10 protein-coding genes are annotated in these 19,635 nt (G+C 73.5%); 4 read left to right on the top strand and 6 right to left on the bottom strand.

The features are described 5' to 3' along the window. Positions 1-8: 8 nt before the first annotated feature. A complete protein-coding gene (locus L3i22_RS04240; RefSeq protein WP_221325691.1) occupies positions 9-1,340 on the top strand; it encodes a hypothetical protein in 1,332 nt (443 codons plus the stop codon). Here the strand turns inward: L3i22_RS04240 and L3i22_RS04235 are convergent. Together L3i22_RS04235 and L3i22_RS04230 are read right to left on the bottom strand one after the other, a co-directional pair. Then, complete coding sequence (locus L3i22_RS04235; RefSeq protein WP_221325690.1) at positions 1,324-1,851, bottom strand: sigma-70 family RNA polymerase sigma factor; 528 nt, start codon at positions 1,849-1,851, stop codon at positions 1,324-1,326. The two genes, L3i22_RS04240 and L3i22_RS04235, sit on opposite strands and share 17 nt — an antisense overlap. Before the next feature lie 96 nt (positions 1,852-1,947). Next, on the bottom strand, positions 1,948-4,827 hold the full coding sequence (locus tag L3i22_RS04230; RefSeq protein WP_221325689.1) for a BTAD domain-containing putative transcriptional regulator: 2,880 nt from the start codon (positions 4,825-4,827) through the stop codon (positions 1,948-1,950). A 414-nt stretch (positions 4,828-5,241) separates the two neighbouring features. Between L3i22_RS04230 and L3i22_RS04225 the strand changes: the two genes are divergently transcribed. Further along, complete coding sequence (locus L3i22_RS04225; protein ID WP_221325688.1) at positions 5,242-5,601, top strand: hypothetical protein; 360 nt, start codon at positions 5,242-5,244, stop codon at positions 5,599-5,601. Positions 5,602-5,856: 255 nt separating this feature from the next. Here L3i22_RS04225 and L3i22_RS04220 read toward each other — a convergent pair whose 3' ends face one another. Then, positions 5,857-6,825, bottom strand: coding sequence for an NADP-dependent oxidoreductase (locus tag L3i22_RS04220; protein ID WP_255657938.1), 969 nt, complete (start codon positions 6,823-6,825; stop codon positions 5,857-5,859). 71 nt (positions 6,826-6,896) lie between these two features. Between L3i22_RS04220 and L3i22_RS04215 the strand changes: the two genes are divergently transcribed. After that, the gene (locus L3i22_RS04215; protein ID WP_221325687.1) at positions 6,897-7,853 is read left to right on the top strand and encodes a GlxA family transcriptional regulator; all 957 of its coding nucleotides are present in this window, start codon (positions 6,897-6,899) and stop codon (positions 7,851-7,853) included. 46 nt (positions 7,854-7,899) lie between these two features. Here L3i22_RS04215 and L3i22_RS04210 read toward each other — a convergent pair whose 3' ends face one another. The 3 genes from L3i22_RS04210 to L3i22_RS04200 all read right to left on the bottom strand — a co-directional run bounded on the left by L3i22_RS04210 (position 7,900) and on the right by L3i22_RS04200 (position 14,308). After that, the gene (locus L3i22_RS04210; protein WP_221325686.1) at positions 7,900-8,283 is read right to left on the bottom strand and encodes a hypothetical protein; all 384 of its coding nucleotides are present in this window, start codon (positions 8,281-8,283) and stop codon (positions 7,900-7,902) included. Further along, positions 8,277-12,701 carry a polymorphic toxin-type HINT domain-containing protein gene (locus L3i22_RS04205; RefSeq protein ID WP_255657937.1) on the bottom strand — a complete coding sequence of 1,475 codons (4,425 nt, stop codon included), beginning with the start codon at positions 12,699-12,701 and terminating at the stop codon, positions 8,277-8,279. Before L3i22_RS04205 ends, L3i22_RS04210 begins: the two co-directional genes overlap by 7 nt. A 452-nt stretch (positions 12,702-13,153) precedes the next feature. Continuing rightward, positions 13,154-14,308, bottom strand: a complete 1,155-nt coding sequence (locus L3i22_RS04200; protein WP_221325685.1) for an acyl-CoA dehydrogenase family protein — start codon at positions 14,306-14,308, stop codon at positions 13,154-13,156. 265 nt (positions 14,309-14,573) lie between these two features. Between L3i22_RS04200 and L3i22_RS04195 the strand changes: the two genes are divergently transcribed. Continuing rightward, positions 14,574-19,499 (top strand): SCO7613 C-terminal domain-containing membrane protein, encoded by a 4,926-nt coding sequence (locus tag L3i22_RS04195; RefSeq protein WP_221325684.1) that lies wholly within the window; start codon positions 14,574-14,576, stop codon positions 19,497-19,499. Positions 19,500-19,635: the final 136 nt, after the last annotated feature.

Below are 19,635 nucleotides of genomic sequence, written 5' to 3'. Positions count from 1 at the left end.
TAGGTGGCATGTCTTCGCTTCTACGGACCGTGCTGGTCCTGCTGCTGGCCGGCTGGGCGGCGCTGCTCGGCGCGGGTCCGGCCGCCGCCGACGACGGCCTGGTCAAGGTCTTCGTGGTCGCCGACGCGTCCCAGACGCTGCCGGCGATCGCCGCGAGCACCCTCGGCGACCAGCGCCGGTCCGGCGAGATCCTCGACCTCAACCGGGGCCGCCCGCAGCCCGACGGCGCGGCGCTGACCAGCGCGGACGAGCCGCTGCACCCGGGCTGGGTGCTGCGGCTGCCGCAGGACGCGTCCGGCCCCGACGTCAAGCTGGCCCGCGAGACCGGCGGTCAGACCCAGAATCAAGATCAGGGTCAACAACAAGGTCAAAATCAAGATCCGGCTTCCGGTACGGCGGTGACCTTCCCGCTGGCCGCCGCGCTCGCGATCGTCGGCGCCGTGCTGCTCGCCCTGATCACCGTCGCGATCATGAGCCGCCGCCAGGTGACCGCCGGGATCCGCCGGATCGTGCACGCGATCGCCGAGCCGGGACGGCGCCGCCGGCGGCTGGCCGTCCGGCAGGCGGTCGGCGAACGGTTCGCGGCCGACGGCGAGTCGGTGCGCCGGGCGTACGACGCGGTCGGCGAGGCGGCGGCCGCGGCGCCCGGCCAGGCCGGGCTGGTGCACGCGCTGCGGGTGGACCGGGGCGGCGCCTCGGTGTGGCTGTCGCCGGCCGACGCGCTCGGCGCGCCGTGGGAGCGGGTGGACGGCACCCGGTGGCGGCGGGACACCGGCAGCTCGTGGCGGACCGGCGACCCGGCCGAACAGTTCGCCGCGTTCCTGGTGCGGGCCGGCTCGGACGACGCCGGCGAGCCGTTCTTCGTCGACCTGAGCCGGCTCGACGGGGTGCTCAGCGTCACCGGGGACCGGGCCGTCGCCCGGGACGTGGTGCGGAACCTGCTCGGCGAGGTGGCCCGGCTGCGGCCCGGAACCCCGGTGCTCGTCCTCCCGGCCGCGGACGGGACGGCGCCCATTGCGCTGCCGAGCGGGCTTGAGGCCGTACCCCAAATTGCCCCGCCGGGAAAAGCGGCCGGAACCGAAACGCCTGGTCCGTTGCGTGGTGCGGCCGTGCGCGGGCCGGTCCGCGGCCTGATCGTCCTGGCCGGCGCCCCGGACCAGGCGCAGATCGCCGCCCTGGCCGCGCTCTGCGGCAGCCGCGGCGCCGGATGGACCGGCCTGGTCTGCGGCGACGCCGGGGAGAGCGCGCACTGGCGGTGGGCGGCGAGCGCCGACGGGACCGTGGCGATCCCGGTGCTCGGCGTAGAACTGACCGTTCCGGCCCTCACCGTTCCGGCCTGATCCGGGCCTTTCGCAGGACGTTGAGCGCGTAGTGCTGCCGCGACTTGATCGTGCCGACCGGGACGCCCAGGATCTGGGCGGTCTCCAGCGCGGTGCGCCCGGCCATCGTGGTGTGCAGCAGGACGGTCCGGTGCTCGGTGGAGAGTCGCCGCAGCAGGGTGGTCACCTCGGCGGTGGCCACCACCTGCTCCGCGTGGTCGGGGACGGCGCGGTCCGGCACGCCGCGCTCGGCGTGGTCCGGGCCGGCCAGGCTCTCGTGCCGGTTCGCGGCGCTGCGCAGCCAGTCGATCGCCAGGTTGCGGGCCACGGTCAGCAGCCAGCCGCGGACCGAGCCCTCGTTGCCGAACAGCCGCTCGGTGTGCCGCCAGGCCCGGATCAGCGTCTCCTGGACGATGTCCTCGGCCAGGTGATGGTCGCCGACCAGCGTCCGGACGTAGCTGAGCAGGGCGTTCGCGTGCTCGGTGACCAGGTCGTCCAGTTGCTGCGGCCGCGGATCGGTGGTGACGGTCATGATGCCGGTGTCCCTGTCTCGAGGCGACGATCGGGCGCGACCGTAGGCAGCGGGGACTTCCGAAAATCTGACCGAGTTCTGACCGGGCGGTCAGTCTCAGGCGACGGCGCGCACCTCGCGGCGGCGCAACCGGTCCCGGATCGGGCCGGCGTCGGGGTGACCGAGGTCGTCCAGGATCACCAGCGCGGCGCGCCAGGCCGTCTCGGCGCGCGGCCCGCGGCCGGCCGCGTCGTGCGTGTCACCGATGTGGACCAGGGTGTCCGCCTCCAGGTAGCGGTCGTGCACCAGGCGGTAGAGGCGCAACGCGTGACTGAACGAGATCAGGGCTTCGTCGTACGCCCCGAGGTGGTGCTGGGCGTAGCCGATGCTGTCCCAGGCCGCCGCCTCGCCGTTGCGGTCCCCGTTCGCCCGGTGCGCCTCCATCGCCCGCCCGCACTCCGCCAGCGCCTGCGGATAGTCGCCGAGCAGGATGTACGTCCAGCCGGTCTCGTTGTGCACGTGCGCCAGCCCGGACTGCCAGCCGGTCGCCCGGTAGAGCTCGGCCGCCGCCCGGTAGTGCTCCAGCGCGGTGTCGTACCGCTCCCGCTGGTTCAGATGGAACGCGAGCAGCCGGTGCGCCCGGGCCTCGCCGTTGCCGTCGCCCAGCTCGGCGAAGAGCTCCAGCGCGTGACCCAGCCGGCGGTCCGCGTCGGCCCACCGGCGCAACCGGCCCTCGACGAACCCGAGCGAGCGCTCGGTGCAGGCCAGCGCGTACCGGTCCACGATGGACAGCGCGGACGCCCGGGCCGCCATCTGGATCTCCCACTGCACCAGCCAGGCCCCGGTCCGGTCCAGGTACATCTCCAGCGCGACGGCGAGCTGCCAGGCGTAGCCGTCCCCGGCGGTGGCGTACTGCTTGATCGCCGCGATCAGGACCGGCCGCTCGGCGTCGAACCAGGCCGCCGCGTCGCCCAGGTCCCGGAACCCGGTCACCACGACGCCCGGCTCCGGCGGCTCCAACGGCAACCGCTCGCGGCCCGGGAACAGCAGCGCGCCCGCGTCGACCGCGCCGCGCAGGTAGTGGTCGAGCATCCGGCGGCGGGCGGCGTCGTCCTCGTCGTCCAGTTCCCGCGCGTACGCCCGGAGCAGGTCGTGACACCCGAACCGGCCCGGCTCGGTCTCCACGATCAGGTTCGCCCGCAGCAGCTCGGCGAGCGGCCGCCGGACCCGCCCGATCGGCTCGCCGGCCAGGCTCGCGGCCGCGGCCGTCGTGCACTCCGGCCCCGGATGCAGGGCGAACAGGCGGAACAGGCGGGCCGCGGGCGGGGTCAGGACGCGGTACGACCAGTCGAAGACCGACCGGATGCCGGAGCGCGCCGACTCCCCCTCGAACGCGTCCAGGCTCCCGTGCGACTCGCGCAGCTCCCGGGCGATCGCGGCCAGCGAGAACCCCGGGTTCATCGCGGCCCGGGCGCACACCATCGCCAGGGTCAGCGGGATCCGGCCGGCCAGCTCGGCGATCTCCGCGACGGCGGCCGGCTCGCGGGCGACCCGCTCCGCGCCCAGCCGGCGGGACAGCAGCTCGACGGCGTCCCCGGCCGGCAGGTGGCCCAGCGTGAGCGCGGTGGCGCCGTGCGCGGAGACCAGGTCGTACAGCTGGTGGCGGCTGGTCACCACGGTGAGGCAGCCGGGCGCGCCGGGCAGCAGCGGCAGCACCTGTTCGCTGTCCCGGGCGTTGTCCAGCACGATCAGCACCCGGCGGCCGGCCAGCAGGCTGCGGAACAGCGCGGTCTGCGCCTCCAGGCTGGCCGGGACGCTCCGGGCCGGGACGCCGAGCGCCTCCAGGAACGAGTGCAGGGCGTCGGCCGGGCTGATCGCCGCCCGGTTCGGGTGGAAGCCGTGCAGGTCGAGGTAGAGGTGGCCGTCCGGGAAGTGGGTGGCGATCCGGTGCGCCCAGTGCACGGCGAGGGTGGTCTTGCCGGATCCGCCCATGCCGCCGATGGTGATCACGGTGGCCGGGGTGGGGGCGTCGCCGATCGGGGGGAGTTGGTCGAGTTCCGGGCGGCGGCCGGCGAAGACGGCCAGGTCCGGTGGGAGTTGGGCGGGTCGCTTGATCGGCGGCTCCGCTGCGCCGCCTGCGGCGCTGCCCGCTGCGCCGCCCGTGGCGCTGCCCGTGGCGCTGCCCGCGGCGTCGGCCCGATCGGATTTGTCGGATTTATCGTCGCTTTTTCGGGTGCTGGCCTCGGTTTGCTGGCGCAGCACCCGATCCTGGGCCTCGCGCAGGTCCGGGCCCGGATCGAGGCCCAGCTCCCCGGCGAGCCGGGTGCGCGTCGTCCGGAAGACCTCCAGCGCCTCCGCCTGCTTCCCGGTGGCCGCCAGGACCAGCATGAACCGCGCCTGCAGCAGTTCGTCCAGCGGATGCGCAGCGGCCACCGGCCGCACCTCGGCCAGCACCCGCTCGGCCACCTCGCCGCCGGCCGCCGGGGCGTGCTCGGCGGCCGAGCGCAGGGCGGCCAGCCGCTCGCCGTCGACCTGGGTGAACGCCGGCCGCATCCGCACGTCGGCCGGGATGTCCGCGGCGACCGGGCCGCGCCACAGATCCAGCGCGGTCAGCAGCAGCTCGGCGGCCCGGGCGGGCTCGCTCCGGTCGGCGTCCCGGCGCAGCGCCCGGAACCGCGACAGATCCACATCGGACGGCTCGACGTCCAGACGGTACCCACCCGAGCCCCGGACCAGCACCCGCGAGGCGCCGCGGCCGGTCAGCCCGGGCTCGAACAACCGGCGCAGCACCCCTACGTACCGATGCACGAGATTGTCCGCGGTCTCCGGCGGCTCACTCCCCCAGAGCACCGCAACGATCTCTCGCAGTGACAGAGGGTGACCGGCGTTGATCAGCAGGACGGCGAGGAGGGCTCGCTGCTGCGGCGGCCCCAGCTCCAGCTCGGCGTCATCTCGCCAGGCCCGGACGGGTCCCAGCACCGAGAACGTCAGCGACATCCAGCCTCGCTCTTCCGTCACCGTGGGTGGCCAGCGTACGGCCCGTCACGTATTACCGGCGAGTCACTGAACACAAGCCGACACCACCGTCGCCCCGCTGCCGCCCCACCGTCGCCCCACTGCCGCCCCACCGTCGCCCCACCGTCGCCCCGCTGCCGCCCCACCGTCGCCCCGCTGCCGCCCCACCGTCGCCCCACTGCCGCCCCACCGTCGCCCCGCTGCTGGCCCGCGACTGGCCCCACCGCCGCACCGCGGCTGGCTCCGCGGCCGGCTCCACCGATCGGTGGAGTCGATCCGCCGGGTGAGCGAGCGGCCGATTCCACCGCCCGCCCGGAAGATCAGGCGATCCGCCCGGCACCGCCTCGCTGCGACGCTGATCCGGTCAGCGAGCGACAGCGACGGAGGCAGCACGACATGCGCAACGTAGTCCGGTTGATCAGTGGATACACCGCCCTGAGCCTGGCCACCCTGGGCGTCATGATCGCCCTCCGGAACCATCCGACCCTGGTCACCGACGCGGTCTGGGTGCGCGGCACGATCGTCGCCGCCGCGTCGGCGCTCACCCTGTTCTTCGCGGTGCGCGCGGCCCGCGGCGACCGCAAGATGCGGCTGCGCCTGCGGATCGTCACCGCGATCATGCTGGTCGCGATCGTGGTGATCGTCGCTTTGCCCGGCATGTTCCCGCTCTGGTTCAAGCTCGAGCAGTCCCTCTGCGGCCTGCTCCTGCTCCCCGCGGTCGCCTACCTCAACCGCCGCCGCCCGATCCCGGCCTGACCGGCCGCCGCCCGCTCCCGGCCTGACCGGCCGCCACCTGGCCCCTGCCTGCCCGGCCGCTGCCCGGCCGCTGCCCAGCCCCTGCCTGCCCGGCCGCCGCCCAGCCCCTGCCTGCCCGGCCGCTGCCCAGCCCCTGCCTGCCCGGCCGCCGCCCGGCCCCTGCCTGGCCGCCGCCCGGCCCCTGCCTGCCCGGCCGCCGCCCGGCCCCTGCCTGGCCGCCGCCGGGTCCGGGCCTGGCCGCCGGCGTCGTTGTCGTCAGGCGACCCGCAGCACGATCTTGCCCCGGGTGTGGCCCTCCGCCCCCAGCCGATGCGCCTCGGCCGCGGAGGCCAGCGGCAGCACCCGCGCCACCTCCACGTTCACGATTCCCTCGCCGATCAGCGCGGCGATCCGGGCCAGGGCCGGCGCGTCCGGTTCGACCAGGAAGGCGGTGGCCCGGATTCCGGCCTCACTCGCGGCCGCCGCCAATTCCGGCGACACCCCCGCGGGTACGGCGATCAGCAGCCCACCCGCCCGCAACGTCCCGATCGAGCGCGTGCTGGTCGAGTCATAGGCATCCCCGACCAGGTCGAGCACCACGTCCACGTCCCGGACCTGCTTCTCGAACGGCCCGGCCGTGTAGTCGACCACCTCGTCGGCCCCCAGCTCGGTCAGCCACTGCTGGTTGCGCGCCCCGGCCACCGCGATCACGTGCGCCCCGAGGTGCTTGGCGAACTGCACCGCGAGATGCCCGACGCCACCGGCCGCCGCGGTGATCAGCACCCGCTGTCCGGGCTGCACGGCCGCGGTGTCGACCAGCGCCTGCCAGGCCGTCAGCCCGGCCAGGGGAACCGCCGCCGCCTGCTCGAACGTGCTCCCGGCCGGCATCCGCGCGAAGTGCCGGGACGGCGCGGTGACGTACTCGGCGTAACCGCCGGCCGCGCGCGGGAACCACGGCATGCCGTACACCCGGTCCCCGGGCCGCAGCGTGGTCACCCCGAAGCCGACCGCCTCGACCACCCCGGCCACGTCCCAGCCCAGCACGAACGGCGGCTCGCCGAGCACACCGGCCATCCCGGTGCCCCCGCGGCTCTTCCAGTCCACCGGGTTGACGCCGGCGGCGTGCACCCGGACCAGCACCTCGGTCGGCAGCGGAACCGGGCGGGCGACCCGCTCCACGACCAGCACCTCGGGACCGCCGAAACGGTGCTGCCGGACCGCGTTCATCACGTTGTTCTCACTCATGATCCCAAGTCTGGTTTCGCGGGCCACCCGCCGACAGTGGCTCGAATGACATCGTGCGTAATATTCGTGCCATGACCCATCGCGTTGCGGTGCTCGCCCTGGACGGCGTCATCCCCTTCGATCTCGGCATCCCGATCCGGGTGCTGGGCGAGGCGCGCGGCGCCGGCGGCGAACGGTGCTACGAGATCGTCACCTGCTCACTGGACGGTGCTCCGGTCCGTACCAATGCGGGGTTTTCGATTCAGGTGAACCATGACCGGCGCGCGCTGGCCGAGGCGGACACGGTCGTGGTCGCCACCCTGGAACCGTCCGCGAGCGGCGAGCCCGACCCCGCGGTCGCGGACGCCCTGCGCGCCCTGCCGCCCAGCACCCGCGTGGTCAGCACGTGCACGTCCGCGTTCGTGCTGGCCGCCGCCGGCCTGCTGGACGGGCTCGCGGCCACCACCCACTGGGCGCTGAGCGACCGGCTCGCCGCCCTGTTCCCGGCCGTCGAGGTCCGCCCCGACGTGCTCTTCGTCGACGCCGGCCGGGTCCTCACCTCGGCCGGCGCGGCCGCCGGCATCGACCTGTTCCTGCACATCATCCGCACCGACCACGGCGCGACGGTCGCCAACGACGCCGCCCGGCGCTGCGTGGTCGCCCCGTGGCGGGACGGCGGCCAGGCCCAGTTCATCGCCCACCCGACCCCGCCCGACTCGTCGGCCGGCACCGGCCCGACCCGGGCCTGGGCCCTGACCCGGCTGGACCAGCCACTCACCCTGGCCGACCTGGCCGCCCACGCCACCATGACCAAGCGCACGTTCAGCCGCCGCTTCGTCGCCGAGGTCGGCGTGACCCCGCTGCAGTGGCTGATCAGCCGGCGCGTCGACCGCGCCCGGACCCTGCTGGAGAGCAGCGACCTGCCGGTCGAGCGGATCGCCACCGAGGCCGGCTTCGGCAGCGCCACCCTGCTGCGCCAGCACATGCACACGGTCCTGGGCGTGACGCCGCAGCACTACCGCCGCACGTTCCAGGCCCCGCAGACATGAGGAATGGCCGGGCGAAGCTCCACCCGGCCATTCCCGTCCGATCCGCTCAGTTGCCCTGCAGCAGCCTGGCGTATCTCTTCGTCAGCTCCGGCCCCAACTCGCCGACCAATTCATGCCCCGGGGTGCCAGGGTTCGGCAGGTTGTACAGGAAGCGGTAGGCGACGACGTTTCGCTCGGCTTCGTCGGCAGACTGCACGGCCGCCTCCATGAAACCGAGTGTGCTACGCCAATCCGGCTCCTCCTGGTCGCCGAGGTAGGACCGGACCGTCGCCTGGGTGACGTCCCAGAAGAACAACACGAACAAGAACTCGTCGTAGTTCTCGATGTTGTCCTCGTAGAATTCGCGGAAATCCGGAACGGCTGAGATCAGGGCCTCCGCGACTCTTGCCGCCGCCTGCTTCTCCACCTCTGCGGGACTCGCCATCAGCATCCCAGCCCAGGATATGACTGGAAGCCCTTGTACTGACCCAGCAAAGCGTCATCCATTGCATTGAGAATACTCGTCGCGACCTGGAGATCTCGCTCCGATTTAGGGAGGAAGGAGACGTACCCCCGGCCGGGCTTCCGCATTCCGTCCAGGGTGACCCATTTATTGAAGGCGCTCCTCAACTGCGGAATCGAGTTGCCATGATTACCGCCGTTGGTCGATGTAGTTCCCGTTGCGATCTCTCTGCTGAGCGCCGCCATGGCAGTGCCGTCCCCAACGATCAGATGGGAAAGTTCGGGCGGCATCGCAAGCGAGTGATACAAGGCGTCGACAATTTTTTGGAGATCCGCATTGTCCACAACAGGCCGCGGTGCCTGCGGCTCACCCTCATTGTGGACCAGGACGGCCGTGCGGCCCGCCACCACCAGGAAGGTGTGGAACACGTCGACCGTGACGTCGTACATCGTCCGGCTGCCGCCGAAGGTCCGTACGCCGACGACCGTCGTCCGCCCGGAACCCGCCGAGCCGAGCAGCGTGCCCGGCGCCAACCGGCCCGCTTCGTTCCAGCGACGATTCGTCTGGTCCCAGAACAGGTGGTTCTGCGTGGTGTGGATGACGGCGACCCGACCGGCTCCGTCCCGGACCTTCACGTCGGCGAACGACGTGTCGACGTTCCGGTGCAGGGCCGTGACGGTTTCCGAACCGCGCAGGTGCGTGACCGGATCGACGGCCAGGACCCGGTCGCCGACCGCGATGTCCGCGATCCGCCGGGTGGATCCGTCGGCGAGCACGACGCGGGTGTCGGCGGTGAAGCTGTGTGCGGTGAAGCACTTCTCGATGAGGTCTTTCAGGCCCTGCACGACGGACGTGCCGTTGAGCCTGCGCAGCGCGTCCTCGATCGCGTCCATGCCCCGGGCGACGACGGCCTTGGACATCGCGGCGAGCTCGTCCGCCGCGAAGGTGATCCGGGTGCCGAGCTTGGTGCTCAGTTCGACCAGGCGAGCGGCGTTGACCGTGCCGAGCGCCTTGATCGCGTTGACCATGTTCTCGGTGCCGAATTTCGCGACGCCGGCGAGCAGGTCCTTCGCGGACAGCTTGGCGATGTCCCGGATGGCCTGTTTCGCGGTCTGGACGGCGCTGGCCTCGCCGAGCTTGCCGAGGATGCCGAGGCCGTCGGTGCCACCGATGGTGACGATGTCGAAGGCGACCTCACCGAGGGTGTACTGCCACCCCTTGGTCTTCCAGTCGTCCCAGTGCAGCAGCTGCTTCGGGTCCAGGATGAGCTTCTTGACCCCGTCGACCAGCGCGGTGCAGGCCGCGTCCGACTTCGGGAGGTAGCTGATTTCGGGAAGGGTCCACTCGTCGCCGCCGGCGTTGTCGCTGCCGAGGAACGTGCCACCGACGCAACTGCTGGTGGCGAGCATGCCCTTCGCCATCGCGGCGGCGCTGTCGGTGATGCCCTTACCGCCCTGGGAACCGCCGAAGACGTGGTCGTTGAGCCAGTTCGCCTGTTCGTCGATCCAAGAGTTGACCTTGTTCTCGGCGGCTGCCTGCTCGGCGTCGTGCTTCGCCCACGCCGCGTTCTTCAGATCCTTGGCCATCTTGGACATGGCCTGGGCGATGCCCCAGACGCTGTCGGACAGCGAAGTGATGTTGTTGCTGACGTCGGTGATCTTCAGGGACAGCGCGTTGGCGTTGGTCGCCGCCTGCTGGGCCTTGAATGCGTAGCCGCTCGCGTTGGTCGCCGCCTGCTGCGCCGTCCCGGAGTCGCTGCCGGCCTGCGCCGCCGCGATCTCGGTGTTCTCGGCCGACTCCCCGGCGTCCATCGCCGAGCCGGCGGCGTCCTCGGCCGCGTTGACGGCGCCCAGCGCCTCGGTCGCCGCGCTCTGGGCCGCGTGCACCGCGACGTTGCTGGCCTGGACGGCCCGGTTGGCCGCCTCGGCGGCCTTCTGCGCCGCCAGGTACGCCGGCTTGACCTGAGCCACGGCCAGGTCGGCCATCTGCTGGGCGTGGACGGCCGCCGCCGCGGCGTCGGCGGCGTGCTGCTCCGCGGCGTCGGCCTGCGCGTCACCGATCTGCAGAGCGTTGGTGGCGATGTCGACCGCCATCGCGGCGTCGCTGTCGGTGGCGGCGTACCCGGAGGCGACGTCGATCGCGGAAGCGGCGGGGTCGGCGATGCCGGCCGCGGAGATCCGCGCGTCCAGCGCGGCCCGGCCGGAGATCCGCGACCAGAACGAGGCGATCGCGGACTGCCGGACGGCGTCCTGCGCCGCCTGGGCGGTCAGGTCCGCGTCCGCCCGGGCCGCGGTGGCCTTGCCGATCGAGGTACGGGCGGCCTGCACCGCGGCGCGCGCGTCGGCGTTCGCCGTGTTCGCGTCCTTGATCGCCCGGACCGCGGCGGTCTTGGCGTCCGCCGCGTCCTGCCTGGCCAGGGCGGCCTGGTGCTCGGCGGCGCGGGCGTCCGCCGCGGCGGCGGCAGCGGCAGCCGCGGCCCGCCGGGCGTCGGCGGCCGCTGCGGAGGAGGCGTCCGAGGCCGCGTTCGCGTCCGTCTTCGACTGGTCGGAGGCGTTCTTCGCGTCGTTGGCCAGCGTCCGCAGCCGGGCGGCGTCGTCCCGCAGCCGCTGCATCTCCGCGGTGCCGGGACAGCCGTCCCCGCTCGGGTTGTCCGGGTACTTGCAGTTGGTCTCCTTGGCGAGCAGCTTCGCCTCGGCTGCCTGCGCCATCAACTCCTTGGCGTCGGTGTTCTCGTCGTCCGCCTTGGCCTTCTCGACCAACGTCTTCGCCCGCTGGGCCTTGTCGGCGAACTGGGCGCCGGCGGCCAGCGCGTCTTCCTGCTTCTGCTTCGCCTCACCGGCCTTGCTCACGACGATGTTCTGCTGGTCGATCGCCCGGCCGGCCGCCTGATACGCGGTGATCGACTGGCCGATCGCCGCGCCGGCCGCGGCCCGGGCCTTGGCCTGCTGCTGCTTGGCGTCCGCGTAGTAGGCGGCGGCGTTGTCGGCGTGCCCCTGGGCGCTGTCGGCGTCCTTCTCCGCCCGCAGCCGCTGGTTGTGGGCGTCCGCGGCGGCGGCCTGCGCGGCCGTGGCGAGCTTCTCGGCCCGGTCGGCGAGTTGCTCCGCGGCGGCCTGCTCACGCTCGGCGGCCTGCCGGTACTTGACCGCGTTGCCGGCGTCCACGGTCGCGTTGTGGTCCGCGTCCAGGGTCCGGCTGGCGGCCTCGGTGGCCACCGAGGCCTGGCAGGCCGTCATCGCGGCCTGCGCGGCCGCGGTGCCCGCGTCGGCCTGCGCCTGGGTGACCTCGGACCAGGCCACCCCGTGCGTCAGACCGGTCTTGTCCAGCGTCTCCGCGGCGGTCGAGGCCACCCCGGACTGGCCGGTGACCTGGTCGGCGTACCGCTGGGTGGTGGCGGCGTCCTGACACGCCTGCTGCCGCAACGTGGCCACGTCCGCGGTGTGCGTCGGCTGCCCGGCCTTCCGGAGCGGCACGTCCGCCGCGTAGACGGCGTCGGCCTGCTTGGCTTCCTTGTTGGCCAGGCTCAGCGCGTTCGACGCGGAGGTCAGCGCCTGCGTCGCGGCGACGCTGGCCAGGATGATCTTCTTCTGCGCGTCCGCGGCCTGCGCGGACCGCTGCGCCAGGTCGGCCAGATCGGCGACCGCCTTGGACCTGGCCGCCAGCGCGTCGGTGATCTGCTGCTGGGCGTCGGTGTCCTGCTGGCTGGCCGCCTGATAGCCGGTGTTGTAGAACTCGGCGATCACCACCGGGTCCTCGCTGTCCAGCGCGGCCTGCCCGAGCGTCTGGACCTGGTAGCCGCCGTGCGCGACCATCAGCTCCACCCGGGCCTGGATCGTCTTGGCCTGCTGGGCCGCGTTGAGGACGTCCTGCTTGTCGGCCAGGTCGGCGGCGTCCCTGCCGGACGTGACGAACGCGGCGATCTTCGCGTCGTTCCCGGAGTCCAGGGCGGCCTGCGCCTGCTGCCGGACGATCGGCCCGCCGGTCTGGACCCACTCCTCGACCTGCGCCCGGTTCCGCTCGGCCTGGTCCTTCTTGCGCTGCAGGTCCGCCTTGCGGTAGACGGGCAGCCCGTTGTCCAGGAAGTCCCGGATCTGCGCCGGATCGTTGGTGGCCAGGACCGCCTTCGCGGCCGCGCGCACCGCCGGGTCCTCGTCGTAGTCGGCGAGGTCCTCGGTCAGCATCCGATCGAGGTCGTCGTCGTCGATCGGCGAGTCGGCCGGGTCCGGAGCCGAGCCCAGCAACTGCTGGATCGCCTCCGTCACGGTCATCGCGTGCGGAAACGCGATCGGCGCCGCCACCGGCGGCGGCGCCGCGACCGCGGCGTCGTTCGGTACGGCGACCGCGATCGCCAGGCCGGCGGCCAGCGCCGCGACCCAGCGCAGCCGGCGGCGTTTCATCAGAGATTTCACGAGACCCATTCCCGAGATCGAGCAGCACGTCGGCGGAGATCGACGCTTGTCAGGTGGCGCGGGCCGGCCCGCCCCCGCCGGGTGGCACCGTCGCCGTGGAGCGGTGGTCAGCCCGCGGACGGTGACGTGGGTGTCGTGTTGCCGGCCGCGGCTGAAGCCGCCGCACGGCGATGCGTCCAGCAAGCCACGATGGAACCCCCGTTGCCATCACGCCAGCGGCCGGATTGGCCGCTGTGCCCGAGTCGGCGCGCACTCCACAGGGGACGCGGCCGTCAGATCGGACGACGCAGTTCTACCGCAGCCGCACAGCCGCCGATACCCCGTCGCGTACCATTTGGGCGTTCTGCAGGCATTCTCGGCGACGCTGTGTAATAGATCACGGTGATTGCCGATCGCGGGCGGACATAAAAAATGGCCGGGCGTGAACGCCCGGCCACCACACTTCTGAGCTGCTAGTCCTTCAGGAGCTGCCGCGCCATCACGATCCGCTGGACCTGGTTGGTGCCCTCGTAGATCTGGGTGATCTTGGCGTCGCGCATCATCCGCTCGACCGGGTAGTCACGGGTGTAGCCGTACCCACCGAGGATCTGCACCGCGTCGGTGGTGATCTCCATGGCCGCGTCGGAGGCGAAGCACTTGGCCGCCGCGCCGAAGTAGGTCAGGTCGGCGTCGCCGCGCTCGCTCTTGCCCGCCGCCGCGTAGGTCAGCTGCCGGGCCGCCTCCAGCTTCATGCCCATGTCGGCGAGCATGAACTGCAAGCCCTGGAACTCGGCGATCGACTTGCCGAACTGCTTGCGCTCCTTGGCGTAGCCGAGCGCGAAGTCGAGCGCCCCCTGCGCGATGCCGATGGCCTGCGCCGCGATCGTGACCCGGGTGTGGTCGAGCGTCTGCATCGCGGTCGCGAAGCCGGTGCCCTCCGCGCCGATCATGCGGCTCGCCGGGATCCGTACGTTGTCGAAGTAGACCTCGCGGGTCGGCGACCCCTTGATGCCCAGCTTCTTCTCCGGGGCGCCGAAGCTGACGCCCTGGTCGGACTTCTCCACGACGAACGCCGAGATGCCGCGCGAGCGGGCCGTCGGGTCGGTGACCGCGAAGACCGTGTAGAACTCCGAGACGCCGGCGTTGGTGATCCACCGCTTGACGCCGTTGAGCACCCAGGAGTCGCCGTCGCGGACCGCGCGGGTGGTCATCGACGCGGCGTCCGAGCCGGCCTCCGGCTCGGAGAGGCAGTAGGAGAACATCCCCTCGCCGGCCGCCACCTTCGTCAGGTACTGCTGCTTGAGCTCCTCGGACCCGGACAGGATCAGCGGCAGCGAGCCGAGCTTGTTGACCGCCGGGATCAGCGACGACGACGCGCAGGCCCGGGCCACCTCCTCGATCACGATCGCGGTCGCGAGGGCGTCGGCGCCGGCGCCGCCGTACTCCACCGGGATGTGCGGGGCGTGGAAGTCGGACGAGCGCAGGGCGTCGTACGACGCCTTCGGGAACTCCCCGGTCTCATCCGCCTCGGCGGCGTTCGGAGCCACCCGGGCGTCACAGACCTCGCGCACGGCGGCACGGATGGTCTCGTGATCCTCCGGCAGCCGGTAGACGTCGAAATCAGACATGTCCCTTGCCCTTCCCTCTTCAACGAAGCCGACCTTGAGCGCACGAACGAACAAACGAACGAGCGTTCAGGGAACCCGCCCGCAATGTTACTGGCGCGTAGCGTACGCCGGGCAACGGATCTCGACTGTGCCGAATATCGCCACCGCGAGGTCACTGCCGGGTTCGGGGCCGTTTCAACAGATCTCCACCCGGTTGAGACTGTTCTAATGGTGTGGCGTACCGGCATGCTCTAACTACGGAGCGGCACGCTGGCGAGGAGGACCGGTGGCGAAGGCCGAAGAGCCTGACTACGGCGAGCAGCTGTCTCGGATCGACGCCTCGATTGCGGCGCTCAAGCAGCAGGACATGGAGGCCGCCTCCACCCGCACGAAGATCGCCAGCAAGATCCAGGCTGCCCAGTTCCAGAAGGACATCCTGGCGCACGCGCAGAAGCAGAAGGCCGGCAAGTCCCGGCGGGCCGGCACCGGCACGCGCCGCCCGGCCGAGGACTTCCCGCCACCACCACCGCCCGGCGCCCGGGCGACCGGCCCGGGCGAGGAGCCGCCGCCGGCCGCGCCGAAGAGCGCGCCCCGGCGTCCCACCGCCGACGGGCCGGAGGGCAACGCCCGCCGGTCGGCCCGGCAGCCGATGGCGCCGCTGGAGCACGGGCCGGAGGCGTCCACCCAGTCGGTGCAGACCATCCTGCTGGTCCTGGGCGCGCTGCTGATCGGCGTGGCCGCCGTGGTCTTCGCCGGGGTGGCCTTCTCCAACCCGGTGGCCCGCGCGACCATCCTGGCGTTGTTCACCGCGATCGCGCTGAGCGTGGCGCCGGGCGTGGCCAAGCGGACGCTGACCTCGACCGCCGAGACGATCGCGGCGATCGGCCTGATCCTGCTGCCGATGACGCTGTACACGTTGCACGGCAGTCCGCTGGGCGGCGGGCACGCCATCGCGGCCCCGCTCTACCTGGGCATCACGTTCGCGATCACCGCGGTGGCGAGCTCGGTCTACGCGATGGCCAACAAGCTGGCCGTCCCGCGCTACGCGACGGTCATCGCCACCCAGCCGGTCGCGCCGCTGCTGGCGTACCCGTGGATCCAGAGCCCGGCGGGCTGGGGCCTGGCCCTGACCGCGGTGGCCGTGCTCGACCTGCTGCTGCTCACCCGGGTGATCAAGCAGGGCCGGCTGGTGCCGCGCTGGCCGCTGGGCCGGCCGACCTTCGCCGACCGGGCGAACGCGGCCGAGATGACCGACTCCGAGGCCCCGCCCGAGCCCCGCCCGGAGTCCCAGCCGGAAGAGCCCGACCTGATCATCTCCGGGCTCCGGCCGAAGCGCCGCCGCTGGATCCCGACCCGGATCTTCCCCGGCCCCCGGCCGGAGGGCGCCGGCCCGGCCGGTGCCGTTCCGCTCGCCGCGCCGGCCACCCCGCCCTCGGCGGACTGGCTGCGCGAGCTGACGTTCGCGCTGCTCTGCTTCGCGTGCGCGGGCGCGCTGCTCTATTCCTCGGTCGCGCTGCTGCAGGCCGAGGTGTTCTCGGACGCGTTCCGCTCCGGCCTGATCCTGATCGCCGCCGCGCTCACCGGGGTGGCCGCGGCGAAACTGCTGGACCACCCGATCGAACGGCACGTGGCCGGCGGGGTGCTCGCCCTCGCGGTGATCGGCACCGCCGCCCGGCTCGCCGCGGTCGTCGACCCGCGCTGGACGCTGGTGGTCGCGGCCGCCACGGTGGCGGTCGCCGGCGCGATCGCCGGCCTGCTGCCGGAGCCGGTCCGGGCCGGCCCGCAGTGGGCGGCCAGCGGCGCCCTGGCCCTGATCGGCGTGTTCGTGGCGATCGACGCGGTCCGCGCCGCGCTCGCCCCGGTCGTCGCGGCCCGCCCGATCTGGCACGCCGACACCGCGGACTACGCCCGCACCCTGGCCGAGGCGGTCAGCCCGGCCGGCTGGCTGCTGGTGTTCAGCGCGCTGCTGGTGACGATCGCCGCCGCGCTCGCCCTGCCCGCCGCGATCCGGCACGAGGGCGCGGTGATCGGCGTCGCGCTGACCGCGCTCGCCCTGCCCGCCTCGCTCGGGCTGAACTGGTCCGAGGCGCCCTGGCCGCTGGTCCTGGCCTCGATCGCGCTGGGTGCCGGCGGCCTCTGGTCGACCACCCGGCGGATCGCGATCACGCACGTCGCCACGGCCGGCGTGGTCGGCCTGTTCGGGGCCGGCGCCGCGCTCTCCGCCACCTGGCTGACCGCCGCGGTGCTGACCGCGCTGGCCGGCGCGGGCGTGATGGTGACGATCGCGGCCCGGCAGATCCCGTTCAAGATCTTCGCCTGGGTGATCGGCGACTGGGCGTCCGGTGCGGCCGCCCTGGCCATCCCGGGCGCCGCGGTGACCGCCGCGCTGGCCATCTCGGACACCGGTCAGGGCCCGCCGCCCACCGCGGCGGCGACCGTCCCGGCGCTGGCCGCCGGCTTCCTCGCGGTGGCCGGCACGCTCAGCTACGCGGCGGTGTTCCAGGTGGCCCGGCGGGAGATCAGCTTCCCGCTGACCCTCGGCACCGGCGTGGGCGCGGTCGCGCTGGCCGTGGCCGCCCTGTTCGCGCCCGGCCGCGCCCCGGCGGACGTCGCCGTCGGCGCGCTGCTGCTGGCCGCGGCGCTGCTGCTGTTCTTCGCGAAGAGCATCGACAACCGCGGGCGTACGGATCGGATGATGGACGGCCCGGACTGGGCCGCCGCGGCCGCCACCGTGGCGATCTGCGGCGCGCTCGCCCGGGTCGCCGCGCTCGCCTTCCCGACCGCCCCGCTGGCCGTCGCCGGCGTGGTGATCCTGCTGGTCGGCATGGGCGTGACCGTGCTGATGGAGGACTGGAAGCGCGGCCCGTCCCGGGGTCTGGGGATCGCCGCGCTGGTGGTCGCCGGGCTGGCCGGGGTCCAGGCGGTCGGCGGCAGCCTGCGGATCCTGTCCGCCCCCGGCCCGGTCTGGGCGACCGACGTCGAGCACTTCGCGGTCAACCCGCCGCCGGGTGCCTGGCAGGCGCCGTTCGCCCTGGTCATGGTCGCGATCACGGCGGCCATCGCGCTGCCCCGGCCGTGGTCGCACTACGCCTCCGGGGTGTGCGCCGCGCTGGCCGCGATGGGCGCCCCGTGGGCGCTGGGCCTGCCCTGGTGGTCCCCGCTGCTGATCGCGGCCGCGGTCGCCACGGCGTACCTGCTGGCCGCGCTCGCCACCACCGACCCGCAGGCCGCCCGGGCCCGCGCCGCGGTCGCCGCCATCGTGCTGCTGCACGCCGCCGCGGTCGGTCTGGCCCGCCCGTGGTCGACCGGGATGGCGCTGCTCACGATCGTCCTGCTGGGCGCGCTGACCGCGGCCTTCGCCCGCGGCCGGGAGCTCGTCCTGCTCCCGCACCGGGCGCAGATCGGCGGCGCCGCGACCGGGGCGGTGCTGCTCGCCCTGCCCGGTGTGTTCGCCGCGTTCGCCGCCGACCAGGGCAACAGTGCCCAGGTGGTGCTGACCGCGGCGCTGGCCGGCTCCAGCCTGGGGCTGGCGCTGCTGGCCCTGCTCGGCCGGCACGTCCCGCAGTACCTGCCCTGGGCGACGATCGGGCTGGTGCTCGGCGCGACCGTGACCGCGCTGGTCTCGGTGCCGTCGTCGTACCCGACGGCGCTCTACGCCGCGGCCGCCGCCCTGCTCGGCGTGCTCGCCGAGATGCTGCGCGGCTCGGTGCCGGCGCCGATGCGGCCGAGCGTGGTCGACGAGTTCCCCGCCGGTGACATCCGCTACCAGCGGGCCCGTCGCCTGCGCGGCGGCGGCCTGTTCCAGCGCTGGCTGAACGACCCGGCGACCGGCGCGGTGATGCTCGCCCTGCTGCCCACCGTGCTCGCGCTGTTCTCGCTGGCCCCGGCTCTGCGGGCGGCGCTGATCGACCCGATGAAGCAGCTCTCCGCGGTGTGGGAGGGCCCGGTCCCGGCGCTGATCTCGCCGGCCGCCGGCACTGTCGACGCGACCAGCGCGCTCGCCGCGGTCCTGCTCACCGGCGCGGCCGCGATCGCCGCGCTGGGGTTCGGCGGCCGGGCGGCCGAGACCGTGCCGGTGATCCTGCCCGGGGTGGCGCTGACCCTGCTGATCACCCCGATCGCGCTGCACGCCGGGTTCCCGGCGGCGACCGGCGCGGCGCTGGCCGTCTTCACCATCTCGATGCTGGGGCTGGCGCTCACCCTGCCGCCGGTGGCCAGCCGTTCGCCGATGCTGCGCGGCACCCGGACCGTGGTGTTCGTGATCGGTCTGCTGGCCGGCGGTGCCGGGCTGTCCGGCAGCCTGGCCCGGCAGGACCTGACGCTGTTCACGCTCGGTGCCGCGGTCGGGGTCGGGCTGGTCGCCGCGATCGCCGGGCGCACCTCGGCGGCCCGCCTGCTGGGCTGGCTGTTCGCCGCGCTGATGGGCCAGATGTTCGTGCTGGCCGGGGCGATCGCGCTGGGGCTGGACCGGCACTGGGCGGCGTTCGGCGTGCTCGCCGTCGGCGCCGGGCTGCTCGCCCTGGAGTCGCTGCTCCCCCGGCTCGGCCTGGCGCAGTTCCGCGCCGAGGCGGTCACCGTCGAGTGGAGCGGTTACGCGTCGGCGGCGATCGCCGGTGCGCTGGCCTTCGACTCGCCGGCCCATCTGGCCGCGCTGCTCGCCGCCTGGGGTGCGGTGCTCGGCCTGACCGCGTCCCGCCCGGACCGCACGGCGAGTCAGCGGCGGATGCTGTTCTGGCTGGCGGTCGGCTTCGAGATCGTCGGCTGGTGGCTGTTCATCGCGCTGGCCGACGTGGCGCTCTGGGAGGCGTACACGCTGCCCTTCGCCGCGCTGGCGCTCGCCGTCGGGGTCGTCGAGGCGCATCACCGCCCGGAGCTGAGCAGCTGGGCGGCGTATGGTCCGGCCCTGCTCGCGGCGTTCATCCCGACCGTCGCGCTGGTCCTGGTCGGCAGCAGTCACCAGGACATCCGCGAGGTGCTGCTGCTGCTCGGCGGCGTCACCACGCTGATCATCGGCTCGCGGACCCGGCAGCAGGCCCCGGTGGTGATCGGCACGGTCGCCACCGTCGTCGCCGCGCTGACGTTCGTCTTCAGCCTGGCCGGCCCCTGGGTCATGCTGGTGCCGGTCGGCGTCGTCCTGATCTTCCTGGGCGCGACCAGCGAGAGCCGCCGCCGCACCCAGGACCTGCGCGCCCGGGTCTCCCAAATGCGATAAACCCATTGACGGTACGCGGTCACGACGCCCGTGGCCTCGACTGTGTCGCGACGCCCGGCCCGCTCCGGGCCGCTGGGCGGCGCGCTCAGGGGCGGGTGGTCACCCGACAGCCGGTGACCACCGGCTGCACGCGCGC

The sequence above is a fragment of the Actinoplanes sp. L3-i22 genome (assembly GCF_019704555.1).
In the GTDB taxonomy this organism is placed as follows: Bacteria; Actinomycetota; Actinomycetes; order Mycobacteriales; family Micromonosporaceae; genus Actinoplanes.
The sequence above is the reverse complement of the archived record's forward strand: the minus strand, read 5'-3'. Positions and strand labels throughout refer to the sequence as shown.

Excerpts from the sequence above, each read along its gene's own strand:
- L3i22_RS04240 (WP_221325691.1), top strand. The coding sequence starts at position 9 with ATGTCTTCGCTTCTACGGACCGTGCTGGTCCTGCTGCTGGCCGGCTGG.
- L3i22_RS04235 (WP_221325690.1), bottom strand. The coding sequence starts at position 1,851 with ATGACCGTCACCACCGATCCGCGGCCGCAGCAACTGGACGACCTGGTC.
- L3i22_RS04230 (WP_221325689.1), bottom strand. The coding sequence starts at position 4,827 with ATGTCGCTGACGTTCTCGGTGCTGGGACCCGTCCGGGCCTGGCGAGAT.
- L3i22_RS04225 (WP_221325688.1), top strand. The coding sequence starts at position 5,242 with ATGCGCAACGTAGTCCGGTTGATCAGTGGATACACCGCCCTGAGCCTG.
- L3i22_RS04220 (WP_255657938.1), bottom strand. The coding sequence starts at position 6,825 with ATGAGTGAGAACAACGTGATGAACGCGGTCCGGCAGCACCGTTTCGGC.
- L3i22_RS04215 (WP_221325687.1), top strand. The coding sequence starts at position 6,897 with ATGACCCATCGCGTTGCGGTGCTCGCCCTGGACGGCGTCATCCCCTTC.
- L3i22_RS04210 (WP_221325686.1), bottom strand. The coding sequence starts at position 8,283 with ATGCTGATGGCGAGTCCCGCAGAGGTGGAGAAGCAGGCGGCGGCAAGA.
- L3i22_RS04200 (WP_221325685.1), bottom strand. The coding sequence starts at position 14,308 with ATGTCTGATTTCGACGTCTACCGGCTGCCGGAGGATCACGAGACCATC.